At 55.5% G+C, this 18987-nt stretch carries 17 protein-coding genes and 1 riboswitch; of the genes, 8 read left to right on the top strand and 9 right to left on the bottom strand.

Annotated features, from left to right (window positions below; all coding sequences use genetic code 11):
• Nucleotides 1–20 precede the first annotated feature (20 nt).
• A complete protein-coding gene (gene glnE / locus LOC22_RS07360; protein ID WP_086524055.1) occupies nucleotides 21–2876 on the top strand; it encodes a bifunctional [glutamate--ammonia ligase]-adenylyl-L-tyrosine phosphorylase/[glutamate--ammonia-ligase] adenylyltransferase in 2856 nt (951 codons plus the stop codon).
• Nucleotides 2877–2916: 40 nt separating this feature from the next.
• Nucleotides 2917–4347 (top strand): bifunctional D-glycero-beta-D-manno-heptose-7-phosphate kinase/D-glycero-beta-D-manno-heptose 1-phosphate adenylyltransferase HldE, encoded by a 1431-nt coding sequence (gene hldE, locus LOC22_RS07355; RefSeq protein WP_015571898.1) that lies wholly within the window; start codon nucleotides 2917–2919, stop codon nucleotides 4345–4347.
• A gap of 115 nt (nucleotides 4348–4462) precedes the next feature.
• Here the strand turns inward: hldE and ubiK are convergent, their stop codons facing one another.
• The gene (gene ubiK, locus LOC22_RS07350; protein WP_000566823.1) at nucleotides 4463–4759 is read right to left on the bottom strand and encodes a ubiquinone biosynthesis accessory factor UbiK; all 297 of its coding nucleotides are present in this window, start codon (nucleotides 4757–4759) and stop codon (nucleotides 4463–4465) included.
• 120 nt (nucleotides 4760–4879) lie between these two features.
• A riboswitch (FMN riboswitch) is annotated at nucleotides 4880–5030 on the top strand.
• Between the two features lie 105 nt (nucleotides 5031–5135).
• Here ubiK and ribB point away from each other — a divergent pair.
• Entirely contained in the window at nucleotides 5136–5789 is a 654-nt protein-coding gene (gene ribB / locus LOC22_RS07345; protein WP_015571897.1) for a 3,4-dihydroxy-2-butanone-4-phosphate synthase, read from the top strand.
• A 44-nt stretch (nucleotides 5790–5833) separates the two neighbouring features.
• On the opposite strand, the gene LOC22_RS07340 is transcribed toward ribB, so the two are convergent.
• The 5 genes from LOC22_RS07340 to zupT all read right to left on the bottom strand — a co-directional run bounded on the left by LOC22_RS07340 (nucleotide 5834) and on the right by zupT (nucleotide 11771).
• Nucleotides 5834–6895, bottom strand: a complete 1062-nt coding sequence (locus LOC22_RS07340; protein ID WP_230239463.1) for a fimbrial protein — start codon at nucleotides 6893–6895, stop codon at nucleotides 5834–5836.
• Entirely contained in the window at nucleotides 6879–7640 is a 762-nt protein-coding gene (locus LOC22_RS07335; protein ID WP_063946005.1) for a molecular chaperone, read from the bottom strand. The genes LOC22_RS07340 and LOC22_RS07335 overlap by 17 nt, the downstream gene beginning before the upstream one ends.
• 9 nt (nucleotides 7641–7649) lie before the next feature.
• Entirely contained in the window at nucleotides 7650–10094 is a 2445-nt protein-coding gene (locus tag LOC22_RS07330) for a fimbria/pilus outer membrane usher protein (RefSeq protein ID WP_230239545.1), read from the bottom strand.
• Nucleotides 10095–10170: 76 nt separating this feature from the next.
• Nucleotides 10171–10731, bottom strand: a complete 561-nt coding sequence (locus LOC22_RS07325) for a fimbrial protein (RefSeq protein ID WP_230239462.1) — start codon at nucleotides 10729–10731, stop codon at nucleotides 10171–10173.
• 266 nt (nucleotides 10732–10997) lie between these two features.
• Nucleotides 10998–11771 carry a zinc transporter ZupT gene (gene zupT / locus LOC22_RS07320; protein WP_015571892.1) on the bottom strand — a complete coding sequence of 258 codons (774 nt, stop codon included), beginning with the start codon at nucleotides 11769–11771 and terminating at the stop codon, nucleotides 10998–11000.
• Between the two features lie 130 nt (nucleotides 11772–11901).
• Here zupT and ygiD point away from each other — a divergent pair, with 130 nt between their 5' ends.
• Nucleotides 11902–12690 carry a 4,5-DOPA dioxygenase extradiol gene (ygiD, locus tag LOC22_RS07315; RefSeq protein WP_194302854.1) on the top strand — a complete coding sequence of 263 codons (789 nt, stop codon included), beginning with the start codon at nucleotides 11902–11904 and terminating at the stop codon, nucleotides 12688–12690.
• A gap of 82 nt (nucleotides 12691–12772) precedes the next feature.
• Here ygiD and LOC22_RS07310 read toward each other — a convergent pair whose 3' ends face one another.
• The 3 genes from LOC22_RS07310 to tolC all read right to left on the bottom strand — a co-directional run bounded on the left by LOC22_RS07310 (nucleotide 12773) and on the right by tolC (nucleotide 16274).
• The gene (locus tag LOC22_RS07310) at nucleotides 12773–13933 is read right to left on the bottom strand and encodes a glutathionylspermidine synthase family protein (RefSeq protein ID WP_062933780.1); all 1161 of its coding nucleotides are present in this window, start codon (nucleotides 13931–13933) and stop codon (nucleotides 12773–12775) included.
• A 2-nt stretch (nucleotides 13934–13935) separates the two neighbouring features.
• Entirely contained in the window at nucleotides 13936–14601 is a 666-nt protein-coding gene (locus LOC22_RS07305; protein WP_047051997.1) for a DUF1190 family protein, read from the bottom strand.
• A gap of 194 nt (nucleotides 14602–14795) precedes the next feature.
• The gene (tolC, locus tag LOC22_RS07300) at nucleotides 14796–16274 is read right to left on the bottom strand and encodes an outer membrane channel protein TolC (RefSeq protein ID WP_017384041.1); all 1479 of its coding nucleotides are present in this window, start codon (nucleotides 16272–16274) and stop codon (nucleotides 14796–14798) included.
• A gap of 203 nt (nucleotides 16275–16477) precedes the next feature.
• On the opposite strand from tolC, the gene nudF reads away from it, so the two are divergent.
• The 4 genes from nudF to yqiA are packed head-to-tail and all read left to right on the top strand — an operon-like array spanning nucleotide 16478 to nucleotide 18965.
• Nucleotides 16478–17110, top strand: a complete 633-nt coding sequence (gene nudF, locus LOC22_RS07295; protein ID WP_015571889.1) for an ADP-ribose diphosphatase — start codon at nucleotides 16478–16480, stop codon at nucleotides 17108–17110.
• Entirely contained in the window at nucleotides 17107–17529 is a 423-nt protein-coding gene (locus tag LOC22_RS07290) for a DUF1249 family protein (protein WP_003862516.1), read from the top strand. Before nudF ends, LOC22_RS07290 begins: the two co-directional genes overlap by 4 nt.
• A 27-nt stretch (nucleotides 17530–17556) precedes the next feature.
• Nucleotides 17557–18384, top strand: coding sequence for a 3',5'-cyclic-AMP phosphodiesterase (cpdA, locus tag LOC22_RS07285; RefSeq protein WP_023314864.1), 828 nt, complete (start codon nucleotides 17557–17559; stop codon nucleotides 18382–18384).
• Nucleotides 18384–18965 (top strand): esterase YqiA, encoded by a 582-nt coding sequence (gene yqiA, locus LOC22_RS07280; RefSeq protein ID WP_015571888.1) that lies wholly within the window; start codon nucleotides 18384–18386, stop codon nucleotides 18963–18965. Before cpdA ends, yqiA begins: the two co-directional genes overlap by 1 nt.
• Nucleotides 18966–18987: the final 22 nt, after the last annotated feature.

Raw genomic sequence — 18987 nt, 5'->3', positions numbered from 1 at the left:
TCTGGCAAGGAACCCCTGATATGCCGCTTTCTTCGCAGTTACAGCAGCACTGGCAGACCGTTTGCGAACGCCTGCCTGAGTCGTTACCCGCGTCATCGTTAAGCGAGCAGGCGAAAAGCGTGCTCACGTTCAGTGATTTTGTGCAGGAGAGCGTCAGCGCCAACCCGGACTGGCTGGCAGAGCTGGAAAGCGCGCCGCCGCAGGCTGACGAGTGGCGGCATTATGCTGGCTGGCTGCAAACCGCGCTGGCAGAGGTGGCAGACGAAGCCACGCTGATGCGCGTACTGCGTCAGTTCCGCCGCCGGGTGATGGTACGCATTGCCTGGGCGCAGGCGCTGGAGCTGGTGAGCGAAGAGAGTACCTTGCAGCAGTTGAGCGAGCTGGCGCAGACGTTGATTGTCGCCGCGCGGGACTGGCTCTACGCCGCCTGCTGTAAAGAGTGGGGCACGCCGTGCAGCGAAGCCGGGGTTCCGCAACCGCTGTTGATTCTGGGGATGGGCAAGCTGGGCGGCTGCGAGCTTAATTTCTCCTCAGACATCGACCTGATTTTTGCCTGGCCGGAGAACGGCTCCACGCGCGGCGGTCGTCGCGAGCTGGACAACGCCCAGTTCTTTACTCGCCTGGGGCAGCGGCTGATTAAGGCACTGGATCAGCCCACCCAGGATGGTTTTGTCTACCGCGTGGATATGCGTTTGCGTCCGTTTGGCGACAGCGGTCCGCTGGTGCTGAGCTTTGCCGCGCTGGAAGATTATTACCAGGAGCAGGGTCGCGACTGGGAGCGTTACGCGATGGTCAAAGCGCGGATCATGGGTGACAGCGACGATGCCTGGGCCAACGAGCTGCGCGCCATGCTGCGCCCGTTTGTGTTCCGCCGCTACATCGACTTCAGCGTGATCCAGTCCCTGCGAAATATGAAAGGGATGATTGCCCGCGAGGTGCGTCGCCGTGGCCTGAAAGACAACATCAAGCTCGGCGCGGGCGGTATTCGTGAGATCGAATTTATCGTCCAGGTCTTCCAGCTAATACGCGGCGGGCGTGAACCTTCTCTGCAATCCCGCTCGCTGCTGCCGACCCTGAGCGCTATCGAACAGCTGCATCTGCTGCCGGAAGGCGATGCGCAAACGCTGCGTGACTCTTATCTCTTCCTGCGTCGTCTGGAAAATTTGCTGCAAAGTATCAACGACGAACAGACCCAGACGTTACCGGGCGACGAGCTGAACCGGGCGCGTCTGGCCTGGGGGATGCGGGTGGATGACTGGGCGGCGCTGACGGAACGGCTGGAAGCGCATATGGCGGGCGTGCGCCGCATCTTTAACGATCTGATCGGCGACGACGAAAGTGAATCGCAGGACGATGCGCTCTCCGAGCACTGGCGCGAGCTGTGGCAGGACGCGCTCCAGGAAGATGACACCACGCCGGTGCTGGCGCACTTAAGCGACGATGCCCGCCATCGCGTGGTGGCGCTGATTGCCGATTTCCGCTTCGAACTGAACAAACGCGCCATTGGCCCACGCGGTCGTCAGGTGCTGGATCATCTGATGCCGCATCTGCTGAGCGATGTCTGCTCCCGCGAGGATGCGCCGGTGCCGCTGTCGCGCATGATGCCGCTGCTGAGCGGGATCGTCACGCGTACCACTTACCTTGAACTGTTAAGCGAGTTTCCCGGCGCGCTGAAGCACCTGATTTCTCTCTGCGCCGCCTCGCCGATGGTGGCGAACAAGCTGGCGCGTTATCCGCTGCTGCTGGACGAACTGCTCGACCCGAATACGCTGTATCAGCCGACGGCGACGGACGCCTACCGCGACGAGCTGCGTCAGTATCTGCTGCGCGTACCGGAAGAGGACGAAGAGCAACAGCTTGAGGCGCTGCGTCAGTTTAAGCAGGCGCAGATGCTGCGCGTGGCGGCGGCAGATATCGCCGGTACCCTGCCGGTAATGAAAGTGAGCGATCACTTAACCTGGCTGGCGGAAGCGATCATCGACGCGGTTGTCCATCAGGCGTGGGTGCAGATGGTGGCCCGCTACGGGCAGCCGAAACACCTTGCAGAGCGCGAAGGCCGCGGTTTTGCGGTGGTGGGTTACGGCAAGCTGGGCGGCTGGGAGCTGGGCTACAGCTCCGATCTGGATCTGATTTTCCTCCACGACTGTCCGGCAGACGTCATGACCGACGGCGAACGTGAGATTGACGGGCGGCAGTTCTACCTGCGTCTGGCCCAGCGCATTATGCACCTGTTCAGCACCCGCACCTCATCCGGCATTCTGTATGAAGTGGATGCGCGTCTGCGCCCGTCCGGCGCGGCAGGCATGCTGGTCACCTCGACGGAGGCTTTCGCCGACTATCAGAAGAACGAAGCCTGGACGTGGGAGCATCAGGCGCTGGTGCGCGCCCGCGTGGTATACGGCGATCCGCAGCTCAAAACGCAGTTCGATGCGATCCGCAAGGCGGTCATGGCGACCCCGCGCGAGGGCAGTACGCTGCAAACCGAAGTGCGGGAAATGCGGGAGAAGATGCGCGCGCACCTTGGCAACAAACATCGCGATCGCTTTGATATCAAAGCCGATGAAGGCGGCATTACCGATATCGAGTTTATCACTCAGTACCTGGTGCTACTGCACGCGCACGACAAGCCGAAGCTGACCCGCTGGTCGGATAACGTGCGCATACTGGAACTGCTGGCGCAGAACGACATTATGGATGAGCAGGAGGCGCAGGCATTAACCCGCGCCTACACCACGCTGCGTGATGAGTTGCACCATCTGGCCTTACAGGAACAGCCGGGCCATGTGGCGCTGGACTGTTTCGCCGATGAACGCGCGCAGGTGACCACAAGCTGGCAGAAGTGGCTGGTGGAACCGTGCGTAACAAAACAAGTGTGATATTATCGCGCGCAAATTGTGAATCTTTCTGGAGTCAGGAATGAAAGTAACACTGCCAGAGTTTGAACGTGCTGGAGTTATGGTTGTCGGTGATGTGATGCTGGATCGCTACTGGTATGGGCCGACCAGCCGTATCTCTCCGGAAGCGCCGGTGCCGGTAGTTAAGGTCGACACCATTGAAGAGCGTCCAGGCGGCGCGGCAAACGTGGCGATGAACATAGCCTCGCTGGGCGCGCATTCGCGTCTGGTGGGCCTGACCGGCATTGACGATGCGGCGCGTGCCCTGAGTCAGTCGCTGGCGGACGTGAACGTGAAGTGCGACTTCGTTTCTGTTCCGACCCACCCAACCATCACCAAGCTTCGCGTCCTGTCGCGTAATCAGCAGCTGATCCGCCTCGATTTCGAAGAAGGATTCGAAGGCGTTGATCCTGAGCCGCTACACGAGCGTATTAGCCAGGCGCTGGGTAATATCGGCGCGCTGGTGCTGTCTGATTATGCCAAAGGCGCGCTGGCGAGCGTGCAGACCATGATCCAGCTGGCGCGTAAAGCCAGCGTACCGGTGCTGATCGATCCGAAAGGCACCGATTTCGAGCGCTATCGCGGCGCAACCCTGCTGACGCCAAACCTCTCTGAGTTCGAAGCGGTGGCGGGCAAGTGCAAAACTGAAGAAGAGCTGGTTGAGCGCGGCATGAAAATCATCGCTGATTTCGAGCTGTCTGCGCTGCTGGTGACCCGTTCCGAGCAGGGCATGACGCTGCTGCAACCGGGCAAGGCGCCGCTGCATATGCCAACCCAGGCGCAGGAAGTGTACGACGTGACCGGTGCCGGTGATACGGTGATTGGCGTGCTGGCGGCGACGCTGGCGGCGGGTAACTCCCTGGAAGAAGCATGCTACTTCGCGAACGCCGCGGCGGGCGTGGTCGTTGGTAAACTCGGGACCTCCACCGTTTCGCCAATCGAGCTGGAAAACGCGGTGCGTGGGCGTGCGGATACCGGCTTTGGCGTCATGACCGAAGACGAGCTGAAAGTGGCCGTTGCTGCCGCGCGCAAACGCGGTGAAAAAGTAGTGATGACTAACGGCGTGTTCGACATCCTGCATGCGGGTCATGTCTCGTATCTGGCGAACGCGCGCAAGCTGGGCGATCGCCTGATTGTGGCGGTCAACAGCGATGCCTCAACCAAACGTCTGAAGGGTGAAACGCGTCCGGTGAACCCGCTGGAGCAGCGCATGATCGTGCTCGGCGCGCTGGAAGCGGTGGACTGGGTAGTCTCATTTGAAGAAGACACCCCGCAGCGCCTGATTGCCGGAATTCTGCCTGACCTGCTGGTGAAGGGCGGTGATTACAAACCAGAGCAAATCGCAGGTAGCGAAGAGGTCTGGGCAAATGGTGGTGAAGTGATGGTGCTCAACTTTGAGGACGGGTGTTCAACCACCAACATCATTAAGAAGATCCAGAAAGACAGTCAGTAAAAAACGGGCCAACAGGCCCGTTTTTTTATGTCGGATGGCGGCTGCGCCTTACCCGACCTACGCGTTCATCCAGGCCCGGTAAGGCGTAGCCGCCACCGGGCACAACAGGCCGCACTTATGCCTGGTCATCCACCGGTGGAATAGCTGGCGCTGGCTTCACTTCTTCCGGCGCATTGCGGCTCTCCAGCTCGCTCAGACGCTGTTCCAGCAGCGCCAGTTTCTCGCGGGTGCGCAGCAGCACCTGAGTCTGCACATCAAACTCTTCGCGGCTGACTAAATCAAGGCGAACCAACTGTGCCTGCAACGTCTGGCGGATTTTCTTCTCAACGTCATCACCAAACTCACGAATACCTTTCGGCATGGACTCATGAACCTGACGCGCGATCTGCTCAATTTTCTTTGGGTCAATCATTGTCGTTTCCCTTGATGAAAAGGTGTTAGTGCCTATTGTAGCGCGTCATGCCGTGGGTTAAACAAAATTGTTTGAAGCTTATGCATTGCCCAGGGTAATCAATAGCGTTATAGTTATCTCGCTTATTCTCAGGGCGGGGCGAAATTCCCCACCGGCGGTAAATCAGCTTAACGCTGAAAGCCCGCGAGCGCTTTGAGTGAATTCTCAAAGGTCAGCAGATCCGGTGTAATTCCGGGGCCGACGGTTAGAGTCCGGATGGGAGAGAGTAACGATCCAGTCGGGCATGGCCCGCTCACGTTATTTTTTTGCCGCTAGTACGGCGCTCCTAAGACTGCCCTGATTCTGGTAACCATAAAGTTAATGAGGTTTTTTTACCATGAATCAGACGCTACTTTCCTCTTTTGGCACTTCAACTCAACGTGTTGAACATGCACTGGATGCACTGCGCGAAGGCCGCGGTGTGATGGTGCTTGATGATGAAAACCGTGAAAACGAAGGCGACATGATTTTTGCCGCCGAGAACATGACCGTTGAGCAGATGGCGCTGACCATCCGTCACGGTAGCGGCATCGTATGCCTGTGCATCACCGAAGACCGTCGCAAGCAGCTTGATCTGCCGATGATGGTTGAAAACAACACCAGCGCCTTTGGTACCGGCTTCACCGTGACCATTGAAGCAGCGCATGGCGTAACCACCGGTGTGTCGGCGGCTGACCGCCTGACTACCGTGCGTGCAGCGATTGCTGATGGTGCGAAACCATCCGATCTGCACCGCCCTGGTCACGTCTTCCCGCTGCGCGCGCAGCCGGGCGGCGTGCTGACCCGTGGTGGTCATACCGAAGCGACCATCGATCTGGTGACGCTGGCTGGCTTCAAACCCGCAGGCGTGCTGTGCGAACTGACCAACGATGATGGCACCATGGCGCGCGCGCCGGAGTGCATCACCTTTGCGCGTCTGCACAATATGCCAGTGGTGACGATTGAAGATCTGGTTGAGTACCGCCGCGCGCACGAGCGCAAAGCCAGCTGAACATGCTGATGTGAAAAAGCCGGGGAAACCCGGCTTTGTTGTTTCTAGTGGTAGTTAATTTTGAACAGTACCACGGTTTCAAACGGCCCGGACTGAATCGCTTTCCCTTCCTCCCGTGAAAGTTCAGCCGTGTAGTTTTGCTCAACATTCATCTTATCGCCCGTAAAATCGGCGTACTCCTTGTACTGGTTAAAGGTGTAAGGCTCCGTTCCGTTAAGAATACGCAGCTTTAACCCATTCCCTATCAGTACTGCGGTGTCGTCTGCGCTAAGCGTTTCGGTTGTGTAAAACGACGAGTCCATCTTAAATCCGTCCGAGCACTGGGCATCCTGCACTTTGGTGGTTCGTATTGAAAACGTGCGCATACGCGTCTGCTGATTCACAATGTCGCGCGCGCTGAAGGCGCCGAAGTCGATCTCCTGATTTTCAGGGAAAATGCTAAACGTCGCTCCACAATCAAGCACCGTAATGTTTTGCAGTCCGTTGATGTGATACTTGAGGTTCTTCGCGTCGGCCATCTGATTAACGCCACCCTTACCGTCAAACTGCACAACGATGTAATCGCTGAGCGAACTGATATAACCATGTGGCGGCATAGCCTTAATTCGCACGAAAAGTCGTAATCGGGCGACGAACGTGCGTGAAATATGGATATCATCCGGATTGCCGGAGCAGATGCGATTCTCCCAACCCATCTGGCGGATTTGATCCGCGGTGTAAATGGTGATGTTATCGTTGTCCAGGCACTGGCGGGTATCCACGCCGTTGGGCTGGCCCGTGGCATCGTAATCTATGCCTTCATAGGTGACGCCCAGTTCATAATAGGGATCGGTTGCGGCAGGATAAGGGTTCACCCATGCAAAGACATCTTCCAGCTCAAAATTGCTCGTGACGTTGTTATCACACGTCACCGGAATTTTAATGTCATCAGACTCCCATATTTTTTGGCCAACCTGTGCGTTGCTGGGTATGGCAAAAGGGGTGATCGTTTTTGTCTCCTCGACGGGGCCGCCAGATCCACCCAGATAGCAGTTAAGCGCCAGCGCGTCTTTCAAAGGCAGCGCTGAAAGCAGCAGGGTAACCAGCAAACTAGCGAGCTTTCGCATCTTTATCGATTTTCCGTTCGGTAAGTTTACATTGCGCCGTTCCGGTGCACTGCACGTCGACTTTTTTTAGGGCGCCGTAATCGTCGATATAGCCGATACTGTAATAACTACCGTGGTAATCACCGGTAGAGGCGGTTGCCGTGGCGAAAGGCGCAATCATCAGACTGTCGAAACCCGGCAGCATGGTTTTGGCATTTTTGCTCAGCCACGCCAGCGTGATGTAGTACGGCGTAGGGTTGTGGATCGTGAGTCCTTTCGCGCTGGCGGTAATTTCCATTCGCATTTCAGTCAGTTCGCCAGATTTTTTGCGAATCGCTTCCGGACGCCAGAACAGCTTAATTCGGCTCTGCATGGCAACCTGCATCACGCTGCGCTCCTCGCTGGCGCTGGTGCTTTTTGGCGGTACTTCACGCAGGTTGAAATAAAACAGCGATTCCCTGTCTTTTGGCAGCTGGCGGGTAGCGGCTTGTTTAACAATTCTTACCTGCGACGAGGCGCCTGCTTCGATACGTTGAATGGGGGGAAGCGCCATAAAGTGCGCATCTTCTTTATGCCCCTTTTCATCTTCAATCCAGGAGAGCGCCAGATAAGGCAGCGCCTTGCTCTGGTTGTCCACTTTCAGGCTGCTGGCTTTGTCGCTTTCTGGAAAAACAATGCGCGTGCGGTCCAGGTTAATGGCCGCGTGGGCGGTAAATGCTGTGCTGATTAGCATCAGGCACAGGCTTTTAATCGGCGTTAATTTCATGATGATTTCTTACTGACACGGCAGTATCAACTGCATGCTGTTTTCTAAGTGAGAAGGTAACGAGAAGCGACACTGTTGGTTGTCACCCCATGTCACGCGAAACTGCTGTTCTGGCTCAACGGCGCCCAGCCAGACGTGGCCTTCATCGGCCACCATCCCAACCTGCAAATCGCTTTCTTCCAGGCGAACAATCGCCCCGAGCGGTGGCGTTCCTGATGACATCCGCAGAACGCCTGCCACGTCCTGACCTGCACGCGTGGCAATCTGACGAAAACCAATGGCCCCCTCAGTCCAGGTTGAGGTCACGACGCGGTTGTCCACGTCCACGCCATCCGGAAGGTTGTTCATATTGATCTGCACGCTGGAGGGGGAATAGCTGGAGAATGACGGCAAAACGCCGATGCCAAAACGGTTGGTCTCATCTCGCGACATGTTCAGCGGGATATTGCCTACCCCGTCGGTGCTGACCATTACGCGGGGTTCATTACCGTAGCTGCGACGGTGCAGCGCGGCGCCTTTCGCCGTTGAGGTGAAGGAACCGCTCCAGCTCGCGCTAAGGGAGTTATATTCGTCAGCTTTATAGCTGCCGGAGAGATTGAGATCGCCGTACGAAGAATAATGCTGATAATTCCCGCTGACCTGCGCGCCGGAGTCTGGCTTCCCGCTCTCCGCGCCTGCGGAAACGCCCCAGGTATTATTGCGATCCGACGTGTCATACCACGACACGTTATGGCTCAGCGTGTCGCTGTTACGCAGGTCATAGTTAAGTCGATGATCGGGATCGAGCGGTACGCTGAGCGAGAGATAAAACTGAGTATCGTCACTTTCGTCTTCCTCATCGTAATGCGTTTTACTCCAGGACAGGGTTACGCCAAGGTTCTTCCAGCGGCCCATATCAAAGTTGTAGCCCGCCGTGATGCTGCCGGTCGTGGAGGGTGAATCATTCCACCATGTCTGGCGCAGCATATTGACGTACAGGTTCAGGGATAATGCCGAAATGTACTGGCTTGCCGTCACGCTCAGGGTTTGTTTTTCCGACTGGCGGTCACCGTCGTCATAATCAAGGTAGCGGGCGTAGCTCAAAAACTGTGGGTCTGAGTAGCGGTAGCTGGCGAGCGTAAGCTGACTGCCGGTGGTATCGAAACGCTTGCTGTAGTTAATGCGATAGCTGTAACCCGTCTGGCTGCGCTGGTGTGGCAGCTGGCTGGTGGCCTGCGTGACGTCAAAAGAGAGCGCCCCCAGCCAGGCCATATTCTGGCCGATCCCGGCAGCGACGGAACGATAACGGTCGCCATCGGCCAGCGTGCCGCCATAAAGAGAGGTGTGCGACAGCATGCCCCAGGAAAATTCGCCGCTCATGAAGGCGTTTTCTTCAACATCATGGGAGGCGCCCTGGCGCGCTTTACCCGCCGCGAGCTTATAGCGCACCTGGCCCTTGCGCGTTAAAAACGGCACGGATTCAGCCGAGACCTGGAAGGTGCTGACGCGTCCGTCCTCTTCCGTGACTTTAACGTCCAGCGTGCCCTGAACCGACTGGTTAAGATCCTGAATAACAAAAGGACCTGGCGGCACTTTACTCTGGTAAATCACGCGGTCGGCAAGGCTTACGGTCACCGTGGCGTTGGTTTGCGCTATCCCGGTAATCTGCGGGGCATAGCCGCGCAGCGACCATGGCAGCATACGTTCATCGCTGATTAGCGATGCGCCGGTGTAGGTGAAGGCGTCAAAAATGGCGGACTGGAAATCCGTTTCACCCAGCGTCAGTTTCGCACCGATCGAGGGCAGAGGGCGGAACATATATACGCGTGAAAAACGTCCATCATGCTCCGAGCCTGCGTCCGTATGGCTTTGCGTGTACTGGTAATCGCTGCGTAGCCGCCACGCGCCCATGTTCGCACCGGCGGTGCCATAGGTATTGGCGTTGTCATTGCTGCCGCCGCTATTGGGCTGATAATGGCTGGCAAAAAGATTGTAATCCAGCAGTACGCCCGGCACGCCGTTGTCCCAGGTGGATGGCGGCATCCAGTCAACCGCACGGTATTGCAGCCACGCCTGGGGGATCGTTACTTTCAGGGTCTGGCTGCCTTGCTCAAAAGTAAATTTGATGTCTGGTCTGGCGGCGAAATCAACGCATCCCTCTTTTTCCGGCAACGCGTGGCGAACGTCATCCTGCAATGCGAATGTATCGGCCAGCTCGGGGGGAATACAGACCTGAACTGCGTTATTTATTTCTCGCCAGCGAAGCTGCCAGCCATTTGCCAGCGGAATATCATTGACGGCAACCGTAACGAAATAGCTCCCCGGCGTAACCGATATTTGATCTTCAAAAAGTGATAAATCGACGCTGCCGCGCTGATCTTTATCGATGGCGTTTATATTAAATTCAGTGGCAGAGGCAACTTTCGTCATTAACAGGGACGCAATGATGATTATCCATTGTAATTTGTATGTCATCATCCTGTTACTCGAATAAATAAAGAGTGCCGACCGGCTTGGATTGCCAGTCGGCTGATACCGTGACGTAACGGAATTATTTGTACATCAGGACGTAGTTAGCCGTGGCTTCAACCTGGCCTGCCGTCGCAGTTTTACCTGTAGGGACTTCCATAACCGCTTTGAAATGCAGCGTCTGGGTGGTTGAACCCGCCAGCAGATCAAGCTCTTGTTGCTGCCCAAGCGTGATGTTACTTTCCGCGTTATCCAGCAGACGGACGCCCACGTTCTGCGCACCGTTTGCAAAGGTGTTGCTCATCAGGCTGGTATCCGTCGCATCTGTCGCTGCGCTGGTGAAGGTCACATCCACTTTGGTAATTGGCGTGTCGGTTTCGTCTGCCGGATCGTCAAGCTGGCAGTTTTCCAGATTGATATCGACCGGAACTGGCGTGGATTTTTTGTTGGCGTTGATAACGGCCGTAGTCACTTCACCCAGGTCGACTTCTTTATCAACGCTGTCTGGAGCGATGCTGCACGGTGCGTTAATAACCACGCCTTTGAATTTGATTTTGCCTGAACCTTGATCATCAGCAAAAGCAGAACCCGATACAGTGGCAGCCATAGCTGCCGCTAACAATAATTTCTTACCCATATACATGAAAATATCCTTTTTCAGAGTGATTCGTAATGTGAATATTAATTTCAGAATACTCGAAAAGTATACGGATTGGGGAGGGGTGACGCGATTAACGTGACTTAAATATATTTTTAGATGGGTTTAATTAATATTTTCAGGCTATCTTAAGAGGCGTTGTTTTTCGAAATTTTAATAGGTTTAAGTTTTGTTGGTTATTATAGTTGAAATATATAGGATTGTTTTTTTGAATAATATAAAGCCTCCGTATAAAACGGAGGCATAAATTGTTAGCCAATACCTGCCGTTTGCAGCAGTACCAGACTCATCCCCATCACTGACATTCCACACAGTACGCCGTAGCTGGGGTTATTGTTGGGATCGATCTCTTTCGCCAGCGGCATCAGTTCATCGACAGAGAGCGCGACCATAATCCCGGCTACGGCAGCCATAATCGCAGCCATCACGATCGGGGAGACGAGGCTACCGAGGATCAGCCACGCCAGCACGCCGCCGAGAATTTCAGCCATCCCGGAAATACCCGCCCAAAAGACAGCCGTACGTTTTGAACCCGTTGCGGCATAAACGGGCCCGGCAACGGCAAGTCCTTCAGGAATATTGTGCAATGCCACGGCCAGCGCTACACCAAAACCCATTTCCAGGTTGCTGCTGGCCGTGACATAGGTGGCGATACCTTCCGGAAAGTTATGCAGGCTGATACCCAGCGTCAGCAGAATGGCCGTGCGTTTGATATTGCCCGGAATGGGGGTAACGCTTTTTTGCATTAAATCCTGCGGGTGCGCGTGAGGAAGAATACGGTCGAGCGCAAAATAACCCAGCAGGCCAATGATAAACATGCCATAGCCCAGAACAGGCGACATACCTTCGGTGTGAAGCGCGGCGGGCAGCATCTCCATCAGCGAGATAAGCAGCATGATCCCGGCGGCGAAACCCAGCGAGAAGGCCAGAAGGCGATTAGAGGGTTTTTGCCCGAGTACCCCGAGGAACGCACCGATAAAGGTCGCGGCGCCCGCAAGTAAGGTCAAAATCAACGGTACTGACATGCATTCTCCTTAAGCGATATCTGACATTCAAATTTCCTGATGATGATCTTCACGGTTATCTGCGTTCATCTTCACCTGAATGCGCGTAATGTAGGCCCATCACATTGACACCTCCTCTAAGGATATCACCATGTCTTCTTCTCGTATGCCAGCACTGTTTTTAGGCCATGGCAGCCCAATGAACGTCCTGGAAGATAACGTCTATACCCGCGCCTGGCGTGAACTGGGTGAGACGTTACCGCGTCCGAAGGCAATTGTGGTGGTCTCTGCGCACTGGTTTACCCGGGGTACCGGCGTGACGGCCATGGAAACGCCAAAAACGATTCATGATTTTGGCGGCTTTCCGCAGGCGCTGTATGACACGCATTATCCTGCGCCGGGCTCCCCTGAGCTGGCGCAGCGGCTGGTTGATCTGCTCGCCCCTGTTCCGGTTGCGCTGGACAAAGAAGCCTGGGGCTTCGACCACGGCTCATGGGGAGTGTTGATCAAAATGTATCCGGATGCCGATATTCCGATGGTGCAGCTGAGTATCGACAGCACCAAACCGGCTGCCTGGCACATGGAGATGGGGCGTAAGCTGGCTTCGCTTCGTGATGAGGGCATCATGCTGATTGCCAGTGGCAACGTGGTACACAATCTGCGTACGGTACGCTGGCACGGTGAAAATACGCCGTACCCCTGGGCAACAGCCTTTAATGACTATGTAAAAGACAACCTGACCTGGCAAGGGCCGGTCGAACGGCACCCTTTGGTGAACTATCTGGATCACGATGGCGGTTCGCTCTCTAACCCGACGCCGGAACATTTCTTGCCATTGCTGTATGTATTAGGCGCATGGGATGGTCAGGAGGTTATTACAATCCCGGTCGACGGCATTGAGATGGGGAGTTTGAGTATGCTGTCGGTGCAGGTGGGGTAAAAACATGTCGGGTGGCGGCTTCGCCTTACCCGACCTACATATTGAGCGTAGGCCCGGTAAGCGTAGCGCCACCGGGCAAGTCTTACTCGACGAAAATATGCGGGTAGAAACGCGACAGATCCTGCGTAATCAGCGCGCGATCTTCGCGAATGCCAATTCCGGCAGGCTGATCGTTAATAAGCCAGCTGCCGATCAGCGTATAGCTGTCGCCAAACTTCGGCAGTTGACAGAACTCCTGGACGATCATCCCTTCTTCACCGTACGGCCCTTCAACCGCTTCCAGCGTTTTACCGTTTTCGATAATCGAGACGTTTGCCCCTTCACGGGAGAAGATTGGCTTAACGACGTATTTCTCCATCGGTGGGAAATCATCTTCAGCAAAATAAGCAGGCAGCAGGTTCGGGTGATTCGGGAACATCTCCCACAGCATCGGCAGCAGGGCTTTATTGGAGATAATGCTCTTCCAGGCCGGTTCCAGCCAGCGCACGCCAGCGTCTTCCAGTTTGGTAGAGAACATTTCCCGCAGCATGTATTCCCACGGATAGAGCTTGAACAGGTTGCTGATCACCTGATCCTGCATGTCCGTAAACTGACCTTTTTCGCCTAAACCGATATCTTCGATATAGAGAAATTCCGTCGCCACTTCCGCTTCGGCTGCGCAGTCCTGCAAATACTGAACCGTACCGCGGTCTTCTTCAGTATCGCGGCAGCAGGCGAGATGCAGCAGGTTGAAACCGTGCTGTTCACGCAGTTCGACGAAACGCTCAATCAGCTTTTCCTGAAGGCTGTTGAACTGATCGCTGCCTTCCGGCAAGTTTCCGGCATTCGCCTGATCTTCCAGCCAGATCCACTGGAAGAACGCGGCTTCGTACAGGGAGGTTGGCGTATCTGCGTTGTTTTCTAAAAGCTTCGGTTCACCCACGCCATCCCATGCCAGATCGAGGCGAGAGTAGAGCGAAGGCTGGTTCGTTTTCCAGGACTGACGAACAAAGCTCCAGGTGTGCTTCGGAATGCGGAATTTGGTCATCAGCTCATCGCTGTCGATGACTTTCTCGACCACCTTCAGGCACATCTGGTGCAGCTCTGCGGTCACCTCTTCAAGCTTTTCGACCTGAGCGAGCGTGAGCTTATAGTAAGCATCTTCACACCAGTACGGCTCGCCGTACATGGTGTGAAAGTTGAAACCGTATTCGGTGGCTTTTTCGCGCCAGTCCGGGCGCTCGACAATACTGACTCGTTCCATGATCAGCCGCCCATTGAGCGAGTTGAGGAGCCGGTCGCACTACGCTGCATGGTGGTTTGTTTGGCAACAGACTCACCGAAGCCGCCTCGGGTAATGGTGCTGGTGGTGGCTGGTTTCGGCGCCATCGCGGTTTTCGGTACGGTCATCGTACGGCCAGGCGTTGCAGCACCGTAACCCTTGCCGGTGGCATCGGTGTATTTACCGTAGGCCGGGCTGTTCGGGTTTTTGGAGCTAAACAGCGGCTGCTGCTGGTAGCCCGCACCGCCGCTCATCAAACGGCCCATCATATAACCCGCCATCAGCGGCATCCAGAAGCTGCCGCTGGACTGTGCCTGCGCCTGGTTTTCCGGTGCCATACCCGCCTGAGCAGGTGCCTGCTGGCACTGGCCTTCACCGAATTCGGCTACACAGTCTTCGCGTGAGGCATATTTCGGCGCGGTGCGTTCCGCTTCTTTCAGGGCGTTGTTATAGGCCGTCTTACACTCAGCGGCTTTACCGGTTGCGCTCGCGCAGTCGTCGGCGTTTTGATACAGCGAAACCGTTTCGTCGTTTTGCTCACAGCCTGCCAGCATAAAGACGGCGGTGACCGCCAGCGCGACAGGTGTCAGGTGGCGTGCGTTCCAGCTTTTGCGGAACGACGCGTGATTCATCGTTTTTGTCCGTTTCATATTTGTCTTCCAGGACCCAGTGGTAATAACGCTCAGGATAGAGGATGAGTGGTTGAAAATGAAGCGAAGAGGGGCGAAATCCGGGGGATCTTTACGTTGGCTTACGTTCAGGTGTGATTTTGCGCCGGGAGGCGCTGTGCTTACCCGGCCTACGATTCAGTAGGCCCGATAAGCGCAGCGCCATCGGGCAAGGCTTAATGACGGAACGGATTCGTGCCGCTGCTGGCCGGTGCGGTGCTACGCGCTGCCGCTGGCTGCGCAAGCGGGGCGCTGCTGTTAGGGGTGAAATTATCAACGGCGGCATCCTGCTGTGGATTTTCCGGCGCGACGCTGTCAGGCGACGTAGGGACCGGTTTGCCTAGCGTGCTGTTCAGCATTTGCAGATCCTGCTCGTTCAGCGTCCCCAGCGCCTGCTTGATGTTCAGCTGGTTAATCAGATACTGATAACGTGCGCTGGAGAGCTGCTGTTTCGCGTTATACAGCGTGGTCGTTGCGTCTAACACGTCCACGATGGTACGCGTACCTACGGAGTAACCCGCTTCGTTCGCATCCAGTGAGCTCTGGGCAGAGACGACGGCCTGTTTATAGGCGTTGATGCTGCTGATAGAGGCATTTACGTTGTTGTAGGAAGAACGCACGGTCTGCACCACGTTGCGGTGTGCGCTTTCCAGCTGCTCGCTGGCGCCCACAAAGTTGTACTGCGCCTGTTTAACCTGAGAGTTAACCATCCCGCCCTGGTACAGCGGCAGAGAGAAGCTGAGACCCACTTTGTTCTGGCCAACGTTGCTGTCGTCATAGGCCTGAGAGGTCGTTTTAGACCCGCTGTAGCTGGTGTCCGATACGCCGGTAGAGGCGCTCAGGCTCAGAGTTGGCAGGTGACCATCCTGTGCAAGACGGATCTGTTCGCGCGCCAGATCCTGGCTCAGGCGTGCCTGCAACAAGGTCAGGTTGCGGTTTTCCGCTTCTTTCAGCAGGGCGTTAACCGCCTGCGGTTTGTCCGTTTTGAAACTGTCCACGTTCAGAGAGGCCAGCTCAGGATAGTAGTTACCGGTGACCTGACGCAGTGCTTCCAGGGCGTTGTCGAGGTTGTTACGTGCGGTCACTTCGTTAGCCAGTACGGTATCGTACTGTGAACGGGCGTTCTGCACGTCAGTAATGGCGACCAGGCCCACGTTAAAACGCTGGGTGGTTTGATCTAACTGACGGTAAACCGCCTGTTTCTGCGCTTCGGTGTAGGAGAGGGCGTCAATCGCGCTCAGAACCTGGAAATAGGCGGTCGCGGTATTCAGGATCAGCGTCTGCTGATCGGTTTGATAGGTGACATCCTGAATGCCGGCGCTCTTTTCCTGCAAGCTCAGTTCACGCCATTTGGACATGTCGAACAGGGTTTGTGTAAGCTGTAAAGAGGCGCTGGTGGCATTCGAATCGATGCCATTGTTATCGCGAAAACCGTTAGTGTAGGTATAATCTGCACCTAAGCCTAACTGCGGCAGCAGTGGACTACGTGCTTCGTTAATCTTTTCAAACGCAGCATCACGATCGGCCGCTGATTTACGTAAATCAGGGTTGCCCAGACGTGCCTGCTGGTAGACCTGTAACAGGTTTTCTGCCTGGCTCATTGCACTGAAGCCCGTCAGGCTCAGGCCGATAAGGATGGGGAGCAATTTCTTCATTTGCATTCCTTGTTGTGAAGCAGTATTAGCGCTGATCTAATTAAAAATAATTGCCGATTCTAACAGAATCATCCACACCAAAAGGTTGGCGTAACGTGCCATCTGGCGGTAATTTGCTCCAATCTACCATATAGCCATACAAACGGCAGCCAAACAGCCTTGAAATTCACAATTTCATCACCATTGCTACCAGGACTCGACCGATGCAAAAACCAGAAAACGTGCCTGTCACCTTCGCCAAAAACGATGTAGAAATTATTGCACGAGAAACGCTTTATAGCGGTTTTTTTTCAATGGAACTTTACCGTTTCAGGCATCGTCTGTTTAACGGTGAGATGAGCGGTGAAATCAAACGCGAAATTTTTGAGCGCGGGCATGCGGCTGTGTTGCTACCCTATGACCCAGTGCGTGATGAAGTTGTGCTGGTCGAGCAGGTGCGTATTGCGGCTTATGATACCAGCGAAACGCCGTGGTTGCTGGAGATGGTGGCCGGGATGATCGAGGAGGGTGAGTCGGTCGAAGACGTCGCTCGCCGCGAGGCGCTGGAAGAGGCGGGCCTGGTGGTTGGCCGGACGAAGCCGGTATTGAGCTACCTGGCAAGCCCGGGTGGGACAACGGAACGTTCATCTATTATGGTGGGCGAAGTGGACGCCAGGACAGCGGAAGGGATCCACGGTCTGGCAGATGAAAACGAAGATATTCGGGTTCATGTGGTGAGTCGGGAGCAGGCTTACCAGTGGGTAGAAGAGGGGAAAATCGACAACGCAGCGTCTGTCATCGCTCTGCAATGGCTACAGCTGCATTATCAGACATTACGACACGAGTGGAAAAAATGAAGCGTTATACACCTGACTTCCCAGAAATGATGCGCCTGTGCGAAACCAATTTCGCCCAGCTGCGCCGCCTGCTGCCGCGAAACGACGCGCCCGGCGAAACGGTGAGCTATCAGGTGAGCAACGCGCAGTATCGGTTAACGATAACAGAATCAACGCGCTACACTACGCTGGTGGAGATTGAGCAAACGGCGCCGAGCATCAGCTACTGGAGCCTGCCGTCGATGACGGTACGTCTTTATCATGACGCGATGGTCGCTGAAGTGTGTTCAAGCCAGCAGATCTTTCGCTTTAAAGCGCGGTATGATTATCCGAATAAAAAGTTGCATCAACGCGACGAAAAGCATCAAATTAACCAGTTTTTAGCCGACTGGCTAAGATATTGTTTAGCACATGGAGCAATGGCGATTCCGGTTTGTTAGCGTCATAAACCTACCTAAGGACACCATTTGGAAAGCCTGTTGAACCTGACTGTTGCTGGTGGGGCGCCAGTCAGGATATTACAAATCACCGACACCCACCTTTTTGCCGAAAAGCATGAGACGCTTCTGGGCGTGAACACCTGGGAGAGTTATCAGGCGGTTCTTGACGCGATCCATGCTGAAAAGCGGCCATGCGATCTGATCGTCGCGACGGGCGATCTGGCGCAGGATCAATCCTCCGCAGCCTATCAGCATTTTGCTGAAGGGATTGCGAGCTTTAGCGTGCCTTGCGTCTGGCTACCGGGCAATCACGATTTTCAACCCGCTATGTACAGTTCGCTTCAGGATGCGGGGATTTCACCGGCAAAATGTGTCTTTGCGGGGGACCAGTGGCAAATTCTGCTCCTCGACAGTCAGGTGTTTGGCGTTCCGCACGGTGAGTTGAGCGACTATCAGCTTGACTGGCTGGAGACAAAACTGGCCGCCGAACCGAATCGCAATACGCTGCTGTTGCTGCATCATCACCCGCTGCCGGCGGGCTGTAGCTGGCTCGATCAGCACAGCTTACGCAACTCTGCGGCGCTGGACGGCGTACTGGCGAAATTTCCGCGCGTGAAAAATTTGCTGTGCGGGCACATTCACCAGGAACAGGATCTCGACTGGAATGGTCGCCGCCTGCTCGCGACGCCCTCTACCTGCGTGCAGTTTAAGCCGCACTGCGCCAACTTTACGCTGGATACCATCGCACCGGGCTGGCGTTGGCTGGAGCTGCATGCCGATGGCTCGCTGACCACCGAAGTTTGCCGTCTGGCTGGGGCTCAATTCCGCCCGGATACCGCTTCGGAAGGCTATTGATGTCGACGCTTCTCTATCTGCATGGGTTTAACAGCTCACCGCGATCGGCGAAAGCGACGCAGCTTCGCCAGTGGCTGAGCGCGAATCATCCTCACGTGGAGATGATTATTCCGCAGTTGCCCCCTTATCCGGCGGATGCGGCAGAGATGCTGGAATCAATCGTGCTTGAACACGGCGGCGAATCGTTTGGCGTTGTCGGGTCGTCGCTCGGCGGCTACTACGCCACCTGGCTGTCGCAGTGCTTTATGTTACCCGCTGTCGTCGTCAACCCGGCGGTCCGGCCATTTGAGCTGTTAAGGGACTTTCTTGGCGAAAACGAGAACCCCTACACCGGCCAACAATATGTGCTAGAGTCACGCCATATTTACGATCTCAAAGTTATGCAGGTCGACCCGCTTGAAGCGCCCGATCTTATCTGGCTGCTGCAACAGACGGGAGATGAAGTGCTGGATTACCGCCAGGCAGTGGCGTATTACGCATCCTGCCGCCAGACTGTAGAAGAGGGCGGTAACCATGCTTTCACGGGCTTTGAAGATCATTTCACCCAGATTGTCGATTTTCTTGGACTGCACAGCCACTGACAATCAATGCGAATTGCTAGCT

This window comes from Enterobacter sp. AN-K1 (genome assembly GCF_020971765.1).
Lineage (GTDB): Bacteria > Pseudomonadota > Gammaproteobacteria > Enterobacterales > Enterobacteriaceae > Enterobacter > Enterobacter hormaechei_C.
Note: the sequence above shows the minus strand (reverse complement) of the source record. Positions and strands in the feature narration are given on the sequence as shown.